Raw genomic sequence first — 16,079 nt, forward strand, 5'->3', positions numbered from 1 at the left:
CTCATTATTAAATAAAGGGATCTTTTATAGATCCCTTTATTTTTTTACGTTAAATAAGCTCTTTAATTTCTTCTAAACTTTTCGATGGCTCAAACCACATAAAATCATAATCAGCCACGTCATGAATATAAAACGGATCATTTTTCATGATTTCTTCAGCTTCTTGAATCGAAGAGCTTAGAACTAAAATCACTCCACCTACCCTATTTTCTCGACGCCCCGATGCCAAAAATTTCTTTTGCTCATAGTAATGCTCTAAAAATGCAATATGCTCTTTCAGTACAGCATCAACTTCGACTAATGGTTTTTTATAGGTCAAGGTAACAACAATCATTTCATTCTCTTAAAGGAAATAGTGCATGACATAGAAGGGTTAAACTACTGATAGCTTATTCGATAGTACGCCGATTCCCCCAATTCATCCACACTAAACTCCCCACAATAATCACTCCACCTAACAGCACAATTATTGATGGTTTTTCATTTAAGAAAACAACTGCCAAACTCATTGCGACAATCGGCGAGCAATATAAAAAATTCGATGCAATCGTTAACGGCATATTTTTAAGTATATATCCCCAAAGCACATAAGCCATCGCACTGGGGAAAATACCCAACAACACAATCGACATATTGGCCTGCCAAGTGGCATGTAAAATTTCAGCAGACAACTGCGCGCTATAGAACAGTAAAGGAATGGTTCCGAACCAAATGATGTAGCACATCATGCTCAACGCATCATAATTTAAGGCAAATTTTTTATATAAATTAAAGTAAATCGCCCATGCAATTGCTGCCAAAACAATCAACAAACTATAAGGGCTTGGTACACCAAGACCATGATCACCGCTAACCACTAAAACGGCGCCACAAAGACCTAATAAAATACACAACCACTGTTTGAAACGGATTTTCTCTTTAAAAAAGAAAGCTGAAACAATAAATGTAAATAGCGGAATAGATTGACTCAAAATGCTGGATGCAACCGCACTGACATATTGCTGACCCGTATTTATAAGCAAGTGATGCAACGTTACAGAGAAAAATCCTAACACCCCAAGCGCAGGAACATCCTTCCACTTTAACGGCTGAATCCCTTTTCTCATGACCAAAAGTAGTAAGAAAACTGATGCAATCAAAAAGCGAAGCAAGGCAATATGCTGCGGTGTATATGAATGCAAAGCACTGTGTACACCAATAGGTGAATAACCCCAACAAAAGACGGTCACAGCAATACATAAATAGAGCTTAAATGCTGGAGGCTGTGTTTCGACAGCAAGTGAAATTGCCATGTTAAATCTGCGCTAATGAAATGGAACTCTTTCATCATATGCGCATGGATAGTTGAATAAAATTAACTTATATTGAGCCTAATATTCATTAAAAGTGAATGATAAAACATGGATATCGCTCAGTTAAAAATGTTTCAAACGGTGGTTGAATGCGGCACGATGACCAAGGCATCTTTGCAGTTACACTGCGTTCCATCTAACATCACGGCGCGCATTAAACAACTTGAAGAAGAACTCGGCGCACCTCTGTTTTATCGGGAAGGGAAAAGTTTAAAGCTCACTCCATCTGGAGAAATCTTTCTTAATTACTGCCAAAAAATTTTAGCGCTTTGTGATGAAGCAAAACGAAGCATTCATCCTGATGCACCACCCTCTGGTCCATTAAAAATTGGGGCTATTGAATCTTCTGCCACAACCCGTTTACCTAACTTACTCGCGAAATATCATCAACGCTATCCAGAAGTTTCCATTCAAATTATTACTGGCACATGGAAACAGCTATTAGTTGATATTTCTCAACATAAACTCGATGGTGCGATTGTCGCGGGAAGTATTGAATTTCCAATGTTAAATAGGCTCAGTATTTATCAAGAAGAAATTATTTTAATTGCCCCAGAATCTTTCGGTGAAATCCACTGCCAAGAAGACCTGATTGGTAAAGAAATTTTTATGTGGACTGAAGGCTGCCCTTACCGCGCTGCATTTGAAGAATGGCTTAAGCTCAAAAATATCTCGCTTCCAATTACCAGCATTACCAGTTACGCCACTATTATTGGTTGCGTGAGTGCAGGCTCTGGTGTGTCTTTAGTACCAAAGAGTCTTTTTGAGCAATATAAAAATTTAACCAATATTCGAGGCTATAAATTTGAACATCTTGCATTTATGCAGAACCAGTTTTTCTGGCACAAAAATGTGAGTAACCACAAAGCGAGAGATATGTTTTTAGAATTGATTAAGTCAGAATTTATAGCTTAGCTTTGCATTCGAATAAAATCTCCCATGTAAAACCCTATGCTTTACATAAAATAATGATGCATAAAACACATCACGACATTTTAAATATTTTAATTTTATTGATAAAAAACAATATCCTAATAAAAATTAAGAATCAATTATAAAAACATAAACTGCATGACCCATCCGTTTTTTGCAACGACCTCACTCAAAAGAAGCAGATGCTAAGTACATAACGTATTTTTTGAGTCATTCAACATGAATAAAGCAATTGGAATTTTAGGCGGTATGGGTCCGCAAGCCACAATTGATGCCATGGATAAAATTATTAAAAATACGCCAGCACATTGCGATCAGGAGCATATTCCTGTCATCACGGTTTCAATTCCAGACATCCCAGATAGAACACAATCGATTATCAATCATGATGATAAACCACTCGAAAAAATGGCTGAATATCTTAAAATTTTAGAAGCGGCACAGGTCGGCTGTATCATTATTCCCTGCAATACTGCCCACTTTTGGTTTAACCAGTTACAGCAACGTACCCAAACCAAAATGATTAGTATTATTGAATCTGTGGTTCATTTTATTCAAGACAGCCAAATTGCTGAAGTTTGTATTCTTGCGACGTCTGCCACCATAAGCACTCAGCTTTATCAAAGCCAGTTCATCCAAAACAATATTCGTTTCTCTACCCCATCTGTTGAGATGCAACACAAAGTGATGCAAAGTATCTATCAATACAAAGCAGGAAATATCGAAAAATCAAAACAACTTATGAGTGAGGTTATTCATTTTTATAGACAAAACAAAAGCATAAAATTCTTATTAGCGTGTACTGAAATTCCGCTTATCTTACAAGACAGTATCCAAGACAATCCTGAACTGTTTGTTGATGCGACCGATTTACTTATTAAAAATGCGATTGCGTGGTATCAGAGTTCATTAACAGCATCAGCCGCATGATTAAAAAAATTTAATGCAAATTATGCATAATTAATTTAGGCAATGGTCCAATCAATTGCCTTCACAAAATTCCATAACCCTTCAGAAGTTGCATTAAGCCTTGCACTACTGCGATATAAATAAATATCGACAGACAGTACTGACTCTTTCATTGGTACGATCATCAACTGATTTTGTTTTAACTCATCTTGAATGCTGTAATCGGGTAACCACCCTACGCCATAACCGCCTTTGATCATATCCTTAAGTAATAGACTCATTGAAGACACAAAATTTGTCTCAAACTTGTCCGAATGATGATCTTGTAGAAATTTATTTACCTTTTTCCCCATGTAACTGTCATCGGTATAGTTCATGAGCGGAATTGAAGTATCTTCGAGTGAAAATTTAGGTCGACCTAAATGATTTGGAGCCGTGACTAAATAAAGCTTTGCCGAAAACAACTTATGGCACAAAAATTGTGGGTTCATTAAGTCATCATCATAAAAAGATGCAATAAAGTCACATTGACCATTTTTAAGAGAATCTACGGTTTCATTCACATTGATTGCTTCAACATGAAAAATCTTTTCTTGGTAATTTTTTAAATTTCCTAAAATTTTAGGAAAAATATAACCCGCCAAAGAATGCGCAGAAGCAATCGTGACTTTGCTTCGCACATGATTATCACCTTTAATTTGATCTATATTAAACTCAAAATCATCCAGTAAATTTCTAGCATGCAATATAAAAAGCTTACCCTGCTCCGTTAACTGTAAAGGAGAAGTTTCTCGATCAAACACTTCAAAACCAAGACTATTTTCCAAGGCTTGAATGCGACGACTCAGCGAAGACTGAGAAATATTTCTAATATCAGAAGCGACTGTAAAATTTCGGTATTTTTCTAGAACAATCAGGTCATATAACCATTTTAATTCAATGTTTTGTATCACTTGAGGCTCCAGATCATTCTAGAAATTTAGATATGGTATTTAATTATATTTGAAATGATGATTTATCGTAATCAAATCGTATGGGTTTTATCTCATTGCAGTACAAGCTGTATTTTTATCAGTAAGATCAGCACTTCATCTTTTGATTCTGGTTGGGGAGGTTTATCCAAAATGAAAACCCTAAAAACTCTATGTATTGCGACCTCTATATTGGCTTCATCAAGCTTATTTGCTGAAACAACGCAACCTCAACAAGTGAATGAAATAGCTCCAAAAACACAACCTTATGGTGATAATCCAAGCCTAGGGCGTGTACTGTTATATAAAACAGGAAAAGGCATACAAAATTTAGGAGACAATATTCAAGGTGCTTCTGAAAAGACCTCAAATAAAATTAGTGAAAAGTGGAAAAACACCAAAGAATTTACTGCTGAAAAGGCAGAAGTCGTTCAACAAAAAGCGGATACAGCAAAAGCTTTTACTGAAACAAAAATAGATCAAGCTAAGCAAAATATTACCAGTAGCCGAAACGGTGAAAACATCCCAATAGAACAAGGTGAGTTAAGTAAATCTAGCACTACGGTTAACTAAATTTCTTGGATAGCGCGATAAATTCGCGCTTTAATATAAAATACAAATATCAATCTAGACATAAATACCACTCACTATAAAGAGCTAGGAATCTGCCTTATGAATAGTCAAAAACTTCTCTTTTCAACACTATGCTGCTTAGCATTAACTGCATGTGCAACGCCAACGCCCCTTTCTTCTTATTCTCAAGCTCAAGTTTTAGAGCAAGACACCAATATCGAAGCCTATCCGTCTACGACAGGTAATGTGGCCAAGCTCATTAAACAAGATAATCAAGCTTGTATGATTGAATTTACAGGTTATTTAGGTGGAGGACATGTGACCGAACATTGGACGTTTAATAATAAAGGTCTAATTTCAGCGACTTCTTCGACCCTACAATACCCTGATGAATCAGGCATATTAAATCAAGCAACCAACTCTACGACTAAGAGTTCTACGACCTTTAATATTCAAGATCCTGAAATTCAAAATAACTTCAAAAAACTCCAAAATAATTTTAATGCAGCTAATTTAGCAAAGTGTAATTAAGGCTTTTCCATAAAAAACTCGTTGCAGAAGCTTTCTTTTGCAACGAGTTATAGCCATTTAAAATTTCTTGGACCTGATTTAAAAATTATAAATAAGCTATTTAATTAGCGATCAAGCCATTTGTTGCTGCCAGCAAATCAATTCGCGGAAAAACTAATCCCGTTCTCGAATCTGTAATTGGTTTACCTGTCGTTTTTAAACGGCTAATCGTTTGATCAATACTTTCAGTTGGACTCACGCTATTCGCTCGTAATAAAGCAATCGCGCCTGCCACATGTGGTGTTGCTTGAGACGTACCGCCCATGGTGTAACCACCCGCGGTAATCATTGCACCAGGTGCTAATAAAGTCACAAGGCTACCGCCATTACTAAAACATGCAACTTTATCTGCTGCTGTGGTTGGGTCAGAACATTTCACTGGATTCCCCCATGACACACCACCAATATTACTGTCATAAACAGCACCGACTCTCACTGCACCAGCAACACAGGCAGGAGATGAAATACCATCTGAAAATGCATCATTACCTGAAGCGACTACAGGAACCACACCAGCAGCACGTGCATTGGCAAATGCCGTTCCATAACTACTATCACTACACTCTGAAGTATATTTAACGCCAGGAACACCAAGGCTTAAATTAACCGCTTTAATATTATAAGTTTGTGCATTGTTTACGGCCCAGTTAATCCCTGCAAGAATATCACTATCATAGGCTGTACTGACCCACTTACCTTGAGACCTCACTTTTCTAAAGACATCAATACCAATAATTTTAGTTTTAGTTGCAACTTTAGATACAATACCTGAAACATTACTGCCATGTCCGTCATCATCTAATGCTCCATCATCTGGTGCACTATCAAAAGAATAAACTACCCGACATGTGCTTGATGGTGTATTGACTGCTGTACAACCAAAATCGGAATGTAAATAGTTCAAACCTGTATCAATCACTGCCACACTAGAACCCTCACCCGTAAAACCATTGGTGTTTGCTTGTGGTTGGTTAATTAAAGGTAAGCTTTCATTGGTCGTGGTTTGATTAATCCGATTTGGGTAAACAGCTTTAACATTCGGGTCATTTAATAAAGAGACTAATGCTTCGCGGTTACTAATCCGATAAAAAGCTAAAGGTAAATTATTGTAGTCCCGCAGTACTTGCACACCGCCAGCACGGTTAAACCTTGCCTGTATATTCTTTTTATTGGTTGCGATATAACTCCGCCGCTCTAAACCAGAAGGCACGCTCACCGAAGGAATATTGTATTCAACAATTAAATCATTCGAATCGTTAGTGACCAGAGCATCTAAATCAATTTTACCCTGAAGCACTTTTTGTTTTGCTGCTTGATTTAACAGCTGTTTAGCACCTTTAGAATCTAAAGGAAGAGCGGATGCTGTTGTACTTAATATCGTACATAGACCTAATAGAAATAACGTTTTACTTTGCATTATTTTTCTCCGTAGTTTTTTCAACTAACAATTTGCTTATTTCGCTTTTATTTCATTTGCTGGATCTTTTTCTGGATCAATCGGTTGAATAGAAAGATCACTTTTTGTGTTGTAAAAAGGAACGGTATCAGCTGACACCGATTGAGGATGAGTTGAATATAAAGATAGATTTTTAGCTTGAGTAGGCTCCTTAAGTTTAGAAAGAGAAGACGATGTGTCTGGTTGTGACGAATTCGATTCATGTAAAACTGAATTGAACACATCAGATGCACCACTTGTTGGCTTAAAATAGAGAACAACGGCGACCAAGCCGACCAATACAAGAAAGGAAGCAATAATTTTCATCATTCAAGATCTCTGTTTTTTTGTTTATAGACATCTATTTTTATTTTTGATTATTCGAAATAAAGAGGTATTTCTTAAAATATATTTCATGTGAAAAATCTAATGAATGAAATATATACCCACAAGAGAAGTAGAAATATCCACACCCAAATAAGCAAAAATGTTGTTCTGCCCTGTACATTTATATTTCTGGCAGAAGATGGTTCAAAAAAGTGCTAAAAAGCATCTTATTCTCATAATAAGCAATAACTATGCCGTTCCCACTAATAAATAATGAGACTCAAATCACAATTAGAGATATACGTACATGTTGAAAAGAAGAGTAACTTCAAGAAAATTTGAAATTTAATTTAAAAAAAAAAAGATAAAATTAGACCAGCTTAATTAGAATAACTAACAAATAAACATTCTTTTTCACTTTATTATTAATTTTTATTAATCTTCACAATTTATCCCTAGTCTGTTTACTCAACGTAACACTGTTGTAACGTTTTGATGAAGTCAGTTCCCAAGCTATGGTGTGTTAGCTATGATTCGTTAGCGTTTATGAAATACCTCACTAAAAGGGTATATTCTTTGAAGGATATCGCAATGAAAATGATGAAAACAGCTATCGTTACTGCAAGTGTTCTTGCTTCTGCCTCTATTTTTGCACAAAGTGCGGGCGTTAATGCAGGTGCTTCTGCCGAAGTAAATGTACAACCAGGTGGTCTTGTTAGTGGCGTAGCGAACACAGTCAAAAATACTGCACATACTGTAGGTAGCACAGCAAAACATGCGGGTCATGTTGCTGCTGACACTACAGTTAAAGCGACTAAAAAAACAACTGGTAAAGTGACTGAACTTTCTTCTAAAGCAGCAACAGGTACTAAACACTTAGCGACTGAAGCTGCAACAGGTACTAAACACTTGGCTACTGAAGCTGCAGTTGGTACTAAAAACTTTGCAACTAAAACAGCAACTGGTACTAAAAACCTAGCAACTGAAGCTGCAGTTGGCACTAAAAACTTAGCTACTAAAGCTGCAACGGGTACTAAAAACCTAGCAGTTGAAGCTAAAGCCGATACAAAAGCGCATGTAGATGCTGTAAAAACTAAAGTTGCAGAAAAACAAGCTGACCAAAAAGAATTTACTGCTGAAAAACAAGCTAATGCTCAAGCGCATGTAGATGCTGTAAAAACTCGCGTAGCTCAAAATCAAGCTGAGCAAAAAGAGTTTGTTGCAGACACTAAAGCGGATGCTCAGGCAAAGTTAAATGCAGCTCAACCAGCGGCAATCAATGCTAATACTGGTGTAAATGTTGGTGTTAACGTTGCTCCTGTCGGAATTAATGCAAGTGTAAATGCAGATGCGCAAGCGTCTACACAAAAAGCAGAAAAGAAATCTTGGATTAAAGGTCTTTTCGGTACTAACTAATACGTAATGCACAAAAAAGGGCGATTAATCGCCCTTTTTTATTTATTTAAAATCAATCATTCAGCTCATTTCAGTTAAAACTAAACCTGCACGTAAACCGAGCTTCACATTTGGATTTGGAAATAAAATCCAGACCTGATCTTGTTCAACAACATAATTACCAGAAGGTTGTGTCGCAATGATTTCACCTTTTGTAAAAGTCGAAAAATTCGGAGCTTCAGCTGATAAGTTCATCTGAAAATCTTCATCTTTTTTAATTAAAGAGTCCGATACTTTAAACACTCGAATTTTCGCTTTATTGCGTGCTGGTAAAACTTGCTCAGAAACGACATGACGAATAACTTCATCAATTGCCGCAAACTGACTCAAGTCATTTTGTCCAAATGGCAAAGCTTTGCCTAACTCTAAAGTTGCACTGGCTGCTTTAAAATTCTCACTGGTAAAATGCGTAAACGTTTTACCTATCGCATTGTGATACACCAAAGCATCTAAATTGGCCGCTTCAAGACTCGCTGTCAAATTCGCATCATAAGCATGCGTTTGATATGGAAACAAAGCAAAGGTTGGCAATAAAGAAGTGCGAATTGCGGTGTGCAAATCATAGTGATAACGTTTTGCTTGGTTTAAACTTTCTTGAAAGAAAGTCATGACAACTTGCTCTAAAACCTCAGCTCGCTTTGATTCTTCAGTTACTGGCAGAGTTTTATATCCACCACAAAACATTCGGTTCACATCGTCATGCACATAACGTTTACCTTGACGCATTGCATATGGGTTACCCAATACAAACAGCAACCTCACAGCAAGGTTTAAGCGTCCGGCAAATAAATCTGTGCAAAGATGAGACAACAATTCAATTGGTGCTGTTTCATTACCATGTACTCCAGCTGACAGTACGACGGCTTTGTCGTACTGTGCATGTGGCGTACATTCAAGAATTCCCTCACCTAACCAACGCCAAGAAAAATTATCTTGTTTTCCTTCACGTGTTGTAGGCTGCTCACCTTGTAAGGTTAATGCTAGAAAATCTTGCATGTCACCTCCTCCTTATTTTTGGAAAGGATAAACCGAACCCAAACCTAAAATTTTGGTCAGCTCATCGAGTGCCATACGGCTTTCCATCAATAAATGCGGATCAGCTAAATCTTCTTGAGCCAAACGATCACGATAATGTTTATCTACCCATTGATTAAGTGTGCCAAACAGTTGATCATTCATTAATACTTTTGGATTTACAGCATTTAACTCGGTTTCATTTAAAGCTACGCGTAAACGTAAACATGCAGGACCACCACCATTACGCATACTTTCACGTAAGTCATAAACCTGAATAGCATCAATTGGTGTACCCATCTGAACCATATCGTTCAAATAACCCCACACTGCCTTATTTTGGCGAGACTCTTCTGGTACAACAATGGTCATTCCACCATCTGGACGAGTTAAAATCTGGCTATTAAATAAATATGTTGCTACGGCATCATCAACGGTAACGCGATTTTCAGGAACTTCAATCGAGATAAAGTCTTCACCGATGCTTGCCATCTTTTGACGAATTTCAGCAAAAGCTTGATCTTGATTTAAGAATGCATGTTGATGATGAAATAAAACCTGTTGGTTGCTGACCGCAATCACATCATTATGAAAAACGCCTTGATCAATCACATCCGGATTTTGTTGAACAAAAACTGTATGTGCATCATCTAAACGGTGCAAACGCGCAATTGCTTCACTTGCTTCACGTGTCTGACGAGCAGGATAACGTTTTGGTCCTGGCAACCCATTATTTAAATGTTGTTGACCGTAAACAAAAACTTGAACCCCACGCTTGGCATAATCACCACCCAAACGATTGTGATTTGCTGCACCTTCATCACCAAACAAAGCCACTTGCGGCAATGCTTCATGGTGTACAAAATGACGTTCATTTTTAAAGATTGCTTGTAAAACTTGGCTTGTTGTTTCCGCTTCAATCGAACGGTGAAACTTATTATTTAAGTTCGCTGCGGTAAAGTGTACACGTTCATCTTGGCTATCTGCCGAAGGTGAAACTGTTGCCGCATTTGCAGTCCACATTGGCGAAGCGGAACTTAAAGATGATAAGAGTTCAGGTGAATGACGCATTGCTTGAGCAACAACACTAATGTCATCTCCTGTAAAACCCAAACGGCGTAACATTGGAACATGTGGACGCTCATGCGGAGCAAGTACACCCTGCTTCATACCCAAATCAGCTAAAGCTTTCATCTTTAGCAAGCCTTGTTTAGCTGCTAATTTTGGATTAGAGGCATTATTACGGTTTTTTGTCGATGCTTCATTACCAAACGACAAGCCCGCGTAGTGATGTGTTGGTCCCACTAAACCATCGAAATTTACTTCATATCCTTTCATTTTTCTTTCCCTAGTGTTTAAGGCAACACAATCCCTGGAGATAATTTTTCTGGTAAGGTTAAGCTGTCACTTTCAAGTGAAGCCATTGGCCAAGCACAATAGTCAGCGGCATAAAAGGCACTCGCACGATGGTTACCCGATGCCCCAACACCACCAAATGGCGCAGCACTTGAAGCACCTGTTAATGGCTTGTTCCAGTTCACAATACCGGCACGCGCTTCAATAAGTACTTGATCAAACAATTCACGTTTTGGAGAAACCAGACCAACAGACAAACCAAAGCGAGTTGCATTTGCAATTTTCAATGCTTCATCAAAGTTGTCATAACGTTGAATCGTCGTAAGCGGCCCAAAATATTCTTCATCTGGAATATCTGTCACACCTGTTACATCCACAATGCCTGGCGTAAGTAATGAACTGTCTTCTTGCTGACGCGTCATTGGCAATAAACTTTTTGCGCCAAGCTCAAGCAATTTTTGCTGAGCAAGCATCATGTTTGATGCGGCAACTGACGAGATAACGCCACCCATAAATGGTTGTTGTTCGTCGTTCCAACGACCAACTTTTAAGTTTTTAGCAACCTCAACAAACCGTTGAATAAATGCATCGCCTTCTGGGCCATTTTTTACCAAGATGCGACGTGCACATGTACAACGCTGACCCGCCGAAACAAAAGCAGATTGAATAGTAAGATTAACCACAGCATCAATATCGATAATTTCATCAATAATCAATGCATTATTGCCGCCCATTTCAAGCGCAAGAATTTTCTCAGGAGCACCTGCCATTTGTTTATGTAGGTGATAACCTGTGTTCGCACTTCCGGTAAATAATAAACCGTCAATTTCATGTGAAGCAGCTAACTCTTCACCAGTGGTACGACCACCTTGCACCAAGTTCATTACGCCATTTGGCAAACCTGCTTGCTGCCAAAGTTTTACAGTTTCTTCAGCAGTCCAAGGCGTTAATTCACTTGGCTTAAATACCACGGTATTGCCTGCAAGTAATGCAGGAACAATATGTCCATTTGGTAAATGGCCCGGAAAGTTATATGGACCGAAAACTGCAAGCACACCATGTGGACGGTGGCGTAAAGATGCCACACCATCAGCCATTTCAGTTGAGCTTTCACCAGTACGCTGGTGATAAGCACGAATTGAAATAGCAACTTTACCAATCATTGATTGAACTTCAGTTAACGTTTCCCAAAATGGCTTACTAGTTTCTTGGCTAATGACTTCCGCTAAGTGCTTTTTATTTTCTTCAAGCAAAGTTGCAAATTTTTCAACAATCGCTACACGCTCTACAAAAGGTAAACGTGCCCATGCTGGAAATGCAGTACGTGCCGCTTGGCAAGCTTGCTCAACATCAGCAGCAGTAGCCTCAGCACCCGACCAGACAGTTTGGTTATCAACTGGATTTGTTTTTTCAAATGTTGTGCCGCTGCCTTGTAACCAGACACCGTTTATAAATAAAGAGTTTGACATCAGGATACTTCCATTGGATTGAGTGATAGCACACGAACAACATGACCTTCTTGTACACCGAGGTTTTCAGCTTGTTCATGCGTTAAATTTATAGTGTTATCAACAAGATCAAGCTTCATCAGCATTGCGCGATAGTCATGATAATTATCATTAGCAACGAGATATTGGGTCTTACCGACCGCAGCTTCACTTGTAATTTTGACGTTTAATAACTGACTTTCTTTTACTGCGCGTAATTCATCAATATTGGCTTCAACCGTTGGGCCAGCATCAAAAATATCGACATATCCTTGATAGCGTAAACCTTCCGACTCAAGCACATGATAGGCAGGCAAAGTTTGTGGATGCATTTTTCCAATCACCTCTTGCGCATCTTTTGGCAAGAGATCTACATAGACTGGAAAACGTGGCATAAGCTCGGCAATAAATACTTTTTGCCCAATTCCGCTTAAATAGTCGGCAGTTGAGAAATCCATATTAAAGAAATGGTGACCAATCGCATCCCAAAATGGAGAACATCCATTTTCGTCTGAGAAACCACGCATTTCGGCAATTAATTTTTTCTCAAAATATTGCTTAAAGGCAGCGATAAACATAAAACGGATTTTCGATAAGAATTTACCGTTTTGGTTTTCACGACGCTCTGGGTCTAAAAATAATGTACAGAGTTCACTGCTACCTGTTCTGTCATTACTTAAAAACAAGGTTGGTAATGACTTATAAACATTTAATGCCTTTGAAGCATGTACTTGTGTTCCAACATGAAAGTTGTACCAAGGTTCCATGAGCCCTACAGCAACTTCAATTGCACTTAAACCAATAACACGTTGAGCTTCTGTATCTTCAAGAACAAATAAATAGCCTTGTTCACTTTTATGGACATTGCCATTTAAAGTATTGCGAGTACGTGAAATTCGAGCCGAAAGTGTATCCATATTTTGTGGCAAGGAAGTCAGGCCTACACCCGACTTACCTGCTAATTTATAAATATCTTCAAGGTCTCGAAACTCGGCATGACGGACAATCATCATGGCTAGCTTCCTTTTTTTTATTTAGCCAATTTTGCCAATGCTCTTTTTAAACGAGCAATCCCTTCATCAATATCTTGTTCAGGAATAATGAGAGACGGAGTAAAACGAACGACATCCGGACCTGCAATTAGAGCAAGTAATCCTTCCTCACCAGCCCAAGTCGTAATATCTTTAGCTTTTCCTGCATACTCAGCTTTTAATACGCAACCAATGAGCAAACCTTGACCACGAATTTCTTCAAAAATCTGATATTCAGCATTTAAAGTATTCAAGGCATCAAGGAAATACTGATGACGATGCTTCACACCCTCAAGAACTTCAGGTGTATTAATAAATTCGAATACTGCACCTGCAACCGCACTTGCTAACGGGTTACCACCGTAAGTCGTACCGTGTGTACCCACTGAAAAATGCGGAGCAAACTTATCGATTGTTAACATTGCACCGACTGGGAAACCACCACCTAGTGCTTTTGCAGTTGTAAGAACATCTGGAATAACACCAGTGTTCATGTAGGCATAAAGTGAACCTGTACGGCCTACACCAGTTTGTACTTCATCAAAAATAAGTAAGGCACCAAACTCATCACACAGTGCGCGTAAGCCTTTTAAAAATTCGATGTCAGCAGGAATAACGCCGCCTTCACCTTGTATCGGCTCAACAATAACCGCACATGTTTGCTCATTAATTACCGCTTTTGCTGCGTCTAAATCATTAAAGGCAACATGATTGATACCATTTGGAAGCGGTGCAAAGTCTTGTGAATATTTAGGTTGCCCGCCTGCTGAAACGGTAAATAACGTACGACCATGGAAAGCATTTTTAAATGCCACAATGCCACTTTTACCAGCAACACCACTGTCTAAACCCACTTTACGTGCAAGTTTTAGTGCCGCTTCGTTCGCTTCAGCACCTGAGTTACAGAAGAAAACTTTGTCTGCAAATGTATTTTCAGTGAGTTGTTTTGCAAGGCGTAGAACAGGTTCATTTGTATAACCATTGCCCACATGCCAAAGTTTTTTTGCTTGTTCTGTTAAAGCATTTACTGCCACTGGATGCGCATGACCTAATGCGTTTACTGCAATCCCGCCTGCAAAATCGATATATTCTTTATTTTCTTGATCCCAGATACGCGAACCTTCACCACGTACAGGAATGAAATTTGCCGGTGCAAAAACTGGAACCATCCAGTCGTTAAAGTTGCTTCGAGTTACAGAAATTGGCTGTTCCATGCTTACCTCAGTATTTATTTAATATATTCGATATCACTTAAATTTTAATAATTCAGAAAAAGGGACTGAACAAATAAACCCTATAACATCCTTTGTATTTGCTCAGACCACTTTTTCTAAAAGTAATTTCCGCAGATTAGCCTGGGAAAATACCACGCTCTTTACGAGCTTTTAAAATACGCTCACATGCCAAGATGTAAGCTGCTGTACGTAAAGTACAAGCGTTGCTGTTTGCTGTATTCCAAACGTCATCCATAGCTTGAACCATCAATTTGTCTAAACGCTCATTGATTTCTTCTTCAGTCCAGAAGTAGCTCGCCATGTCTTGAACCCATTCGAAGTAACTTACAGTTACACCGCCGGCGTTACATACAACGTCAGGTACTACAACAATGCCACGCTCAACTAATACGTCTTCAGCTTTAGGATAAGTCGGGCCGTTTGCGCCTTCTAAAATCAACTTAGCTTTAAGTTTTTGAGCACGCTCAACAGTGATTTGACCTTCCAATGCAGCAGGAACAATAATGTCAACTTCTGCTGTCCAGAAATCTTCATCAGCAATTGATTGCGCACCAGCGAAGCCGCCAATACCGCCTTGATTTGCATTTACGTGATCACGTAACGCTTCAAGATCAATACCATCAGCATTGAAAATAGTGCCTGTATGGTCTTGAACGTGTGTAACTTTCGCTTTTGATTCAACAAATAAGAAAGCAGCTTCACTACCTACGTTACCAAAACCTTGAATAGCGACTTTCGCACCTTCAATTGGTAAGTTGATTTTTGCAGCTACTTCACGACCTGTAACGAATACACCACGACCAGTCGCTTTTACACGACCTAAAGAACCACCTAAGTGAACAGGCTTACCAGTTACAACACCAGTTACTGTGTAACCTTGGCTTGTAGAATAAGTATCCATCATCCAACCCATAATATTGGCATTTGTACCAACATCCGGAGCTGGGATATCTTTTTGAGGCCCGATAATGTGACCGATTTCAGTCGTATAACGACGAGTCAAACGCTCTAATTCACGATTTGACAATTTACGCGGATCAACACGGATACCACCTTTTGCACCACCAAATGGCAAGTTCAAAACAGCAGTTTTAATTGTCATCCATGCAGATAATGCCATCACTTCGTTTAAATCAACATTTGGATGGTAACGAACACCACCTTTACCAGGACCACGAGACAAGTTGTGTTGTACGCGGTAGCCTTCAAAGTGCTGGATAGAACCGTCGTCCATTACAATTGGCACGTCTACAATAAGTGCACGTTTTGGACGTTTTAAAGTGTCGATAAACTCAGCTAAGTGGTCTAAGTACGGAGCAACACGGTCAATTTGTGCCAAGTAAGTTTGCCAAGCATCGCTGTGTTCGTTTACGTATGAAAGATCTGACATCTTTTTTCCTATATACCTTCATAGACTCAGATTTGATAAAT

The 16,079-nt window shown here is 38.7% G+C and carries 16 protein-coding genes; 5 read left to right on the forward strand and 11 right to left on the reverse strand.

The window, feature by feature from the left end:
* Positions 1-49: 49 nt before the first annotated feature.
* Both RMB13_RS15145 and RMB13_RS15150 read right to left on the reverse strand, forming a co-directional pair.
* A complete protein-coding gene (locus tag RMB13_RS15145; RefSeq protein WP_311085653.1) occupies positions 50-334 on the reverse strand; it encodes a YciI family protein in 285 nt (94 codons plus the stop codon).
* Positions 335-389: 55 nt separating this feature from the next.
* Positions 390-1,292: a DMT family transporter gene (locus RMB13_RS15150; RefSeq protein ID WP_311085654.1), complete on the reverse strand. Its 903-nt coding sequence runs from the start codon at positions 1,290-1,292 to the stop codon at positions 390-392.
* A gap of 108 nt (positions 1,293-1,400) precedes the next feature.
* Here RMB13_RS15150 and RMB13_RS15155 point away from each other — a divergent pair, with 108 nt between their 5' ends.
* Entirely contained in the window at positions 1,401-2,267 is an 867-nt protein-coding gene (locus tag RMB13_RS15155; protein ID WP_311085655.1) for a LysR family transcriptional regulator, read from the forward strand.
* 237 nt (positions 2,268-2,504) lie between these two features.
* Positions 2,505-3,215 (forward strand): amino acid racemase, encoded by a 711-nt coding sequence (locus RMB13_RS15160; RefSeq protein WP_311085656.1) that lies wholly within the window; start codon positions 2,505-2,507, stop codon positions 3,213-3,215.
* A gap of 35 nt (positions 3,216-3,250) precedes the next feature.
* Here the strand turns inward: RMB13_RS15160 and RMB13_RS15165 are convergent, their stop codons facing one another.
* Positions 3,251-4,147 carry a LysR substrate-binding domain-containing protein gene (locus RMB13_RS15165; RefSeq protein WP_270903376.1) on the reverse strand — a complete coding sequence of 299 codons (897 nt, stop codon included), beginning with the start codon at positions 4,145-4,147 and terminating at the stop codon, positions 3,251-3,253.
* A 171-nt stretch (positions 4,148-4,318) separates the two neighbouring features.
* Between RMB13_RS15165 and RMB13_RS15170 the strand changes: the two genes are divergently transcribed.
* Complete coding sequence (locus RMB13_RS15170; protein WP_003653724.1) at positions 4,319-4,738, forward strand: hypothetical protein; 420 nt, start codon at positions 4,319-4,321, stop codon at positions 4,736-4,738.
* 99 nt (positions 4,739-4,837) lie between these two features.
* Positions 4,838-5,269 (forward strand): hypothetical protein, encoded by a 432-nt coding sequence (locus tag RMB13_RS15175; protein WP_005038404.1) that lies wholly within the window; start codon positions 4,838-4,840, stop codon positions 5,267-5,269.
* A gap of 100 nt (positions 5,270-5,369) precedes the next feature.
* On the opposite strand, the gene RMB13_RS15180 is transcribed toward RMB13_RS15175, so the two are convergent.
* Together RMB13_RS15180 and RMB13_RS15185 are read right to left on the reverse strand one after the other, a co-directional pair.
* Positions 5,370-6,725 (reverse strand): S8 family serine peptidase, encoded by a 1,356-nt coding sequence (locus RMB13_RS15180; RefSeq protein ID WP_311085657.1) that lies wholly within the window; start codon positions 6,723-6,725, stop codon positions 5,370-5,372.
* Between the two features lie 36 nt (positions 6,726-6,761).
* Positions 6,762-7,070: a hypothetical protein gene (locus tag RMB13_RS15185; RefSeq protein ID WP_311085727.1), complete on the reverse strand. Its 309-nt coding sequence runs from the start codon at positions 7,068-7,070 to the stop codon at positions 6,762-6,764.
* A gap of 591 nt (positions 7,071-7,661) precedes the next feature.
* Between RMB13_RS15185 and RMB13_RS15190 the strand changes: the two genes are divergently transcribed.
* Entirely contained in the window at positions 7,662-8,486 is an 825-nt protein-coding gene (locus RMB13_RS15190) for a hypothetical protein (protein ID WP_311085659.1), read from the forward strand.
* A gap of 60 nt (positions 8,487-8,546) precedes the next feature.
* Here the strand turns inward: RMB13_RS15190 and astE are convergent, their stop codons facing one another.
* The 6 genes from astE to RMB13_RS15220 all read right to left on the reverse strand — a co-directional run bounded on the left by astE (position 8,547) and on the right by RMB13_RS15220 (position 16,038).
* On the reverse strand, positions 8,547-9,521 hold the full coding sequence (astE, locus tag RMB13_RS15195) for a succinylglutamate desuccinylase (protein ID WP_311085660.1): 975 nt from the start codon (positions 9,519-9,521) through the stop codon (positions 8,547-8,549).
* A gap of 12 nt (positions 9,522-9,533) precedes the next feature.
* Positions 9,534-10,877: an N-succinylarginine dihydrolase gene (gene astB / locus RMB13_RS15200; protein ID WP_003653731.1), complete on the reverse strand. Its 1,344-nt coding sequence runs from the start codon at positions 10,875-10,877 to the stop codon at positions 9,534-9,536.
* Positions 10,878-10,894: 17 nt separating this feature from the next.
* Positions 10,895-12,364 carry a succinylglutamate-semialdehyde dehydrogenase gene (gene astD, locus RMB13_RS15205; protein ID WP_311085661.1) on the reverse strand — a complete coding sequence of 490 codons (1,470 nt, stop codon included), beginning with the start codon at positions 12,362-12,364 and terminating at the stop codon, positions 10,895-10,897.
* Positions 12,364-13,395, reverse strand: coding sequence for an arginine N-succinyltransferase (astA, locus tag RMB13_RS15210; protein WP_003653733.1), 1,032 nt, complete (start codon positions 13,393-13,395; stop codon positions 12,364-12,366). Before astA ends, astD begins: the two co-directional genes overlap by 1 nt.
* Before the next feature lie 17 nt (positions 13,396-13,412).
* Positions 13,413-14,627: an aspartate aminotransferase family protein gene (locus tag RMB13_RS15215; protein WP_311085662.1), complete on the reverse strand. Its 1,215-nt coding sequence runs from the start codon at positions 14,625-14,627 to the stop codon at positions 13,413-13,415.
* A 136-nt stretch (positions 14,628-14,763) separates the two neighbouring features.
* The gene (locus RMB13_RS15220; RefSeq protein WP_005038387.1) at positions 14,764-16,038 is read right to left on the reverse strand and encodes a Glu/Leu/Phe/Val dehydrogenase; all 1,275 of its coding nucleotides are present in this window, start codon (positions 16,036-16,038) and stop codon (positions 14,764-14,766) included.
* Positions 16,039-16,079: the final 41 nt, after the last annotated feature.

Source organism: Acinetobacter sp. V102_4 (assembly GCF_031799005.1).
GTDB classification, from domain to species: Bacteria; Pseudomonadota; Gammaproteobacteria; order Pseudomonadales; family Moraxellaceae; genus Acinetobacter; species Acinetobacter calcoaceticus.

What these genes read in the sequence shown, in the direction of transcription:
- RMB13_RS15150 (WP_311085654.1), bottom strand. Translation starts at nt 1,292, where the DNA reads ATGGCAATTTCACTTGCTGTCGAAACACAGCCTCCAGCATTTAAGCTC.
- RMB13_RS15160 (WP_311085656.1), top strand. Translation starts at nt 2,505, where the DNA reads ATGAATAAAGCAATTGGAATTTTAGGCGGTATGGGTCCGCAAGCCACA.
- RMB13_RS15170 (WP_003653724.1), top strand. Translation starts at nt 4,319, where the DNA reads ATGAAAACCCTAAAAACTCTATGTATTGCGACCTCTATATTGGCTTCA.
- RMB13_RS15215 (WP_311085662.1), bottom strand. Translation starts at nt 14,627, where the DNA reads ATGGAACAGCCAATTTCTGTAACTCGAAGCAACTTTAACGACTGGATG.
- RMB13_RS15175 (WP_005038404.1), top strand. Translation starts at nt 4,838, where the DNA reads ATGAATAGTCAAAAACTTCTCTTTTCAACACTATGCTGCTTAGCATTA.
- RMB13_RS15190 (WP_311085659.1), top strand. Translation starts at nt 7,662, where the DNA reads ATGAAAATGATGAAAACAGCTATCGTTACTGCAAGTGTTCTTGCTTCT.
- RMB13_RS15220 (WP_005038387.1), bottom strand. Translation starts at nt 16,038, where the DNA reads ATGTCAGATCTTTCATACGTAAACGAACACAGCGATGCTTGGCAAACT.
- astA (WP_003653733.1), bottom strand. Translation starts at nt 13,395, where the DNA reads ATGATGATTGTCCGTCATGCCGAGTTTCGAGACCTTGAAGATATTTAT.
- astD (WP_311085661.1), bottom strand. Translation starts at nt 12,364, where the DNA reads ATGTCAAACTCTTTATTTATAAACGGTGTCTGGTTACAAGGCAGCGGC.
- RMB13_RS15185 (WP_311085727.1), bottom strand. Translation starts at nt 7,070, where the DNA reads ATGAAAATTATTGCTTCCTTTCTTGTATTGGTCGGCTTGGTCGCCGTT.
- RMB13_RS15180 (WP_311085657.1), bottom strand. Translation starts at nt 6,725, where the DNA reads ATGCAAAGTAAAACGTTATTTCTATTAGGTCTATGTACGATATTAAGT.
- RMB13_RS15145 (WP_311085653.1), bottom strand. Translation starts at nt 334, where the DNA reads ATGATTGTTGTTACCTTGACCTATAAAAAACCATTAGTCGAAGTTGAT.
- astE (WP_311085660.1), bottom strand. Translation starts at nt 9,521, where the DNA reads ATGCAAGATTTTCTAGCATTAACCTTACAAGGTGAGCAGCCTACAACA.
- RMB13_RS15155 (WP_311085655.1), top strand. Translation starts at nt 1,401, where the DNA reads ATGGATATCGCTCAGTTAAAAATGTTTCAAACGGTGGTTGAATGCGGC.
- astB (WP_003653731.1), bottom strand. Translation starts at nt 10,877, where the DNA reads ATGAAAGGATATGAAGTAAATTTCGATGGTTTAGTGGGACCAACACAT.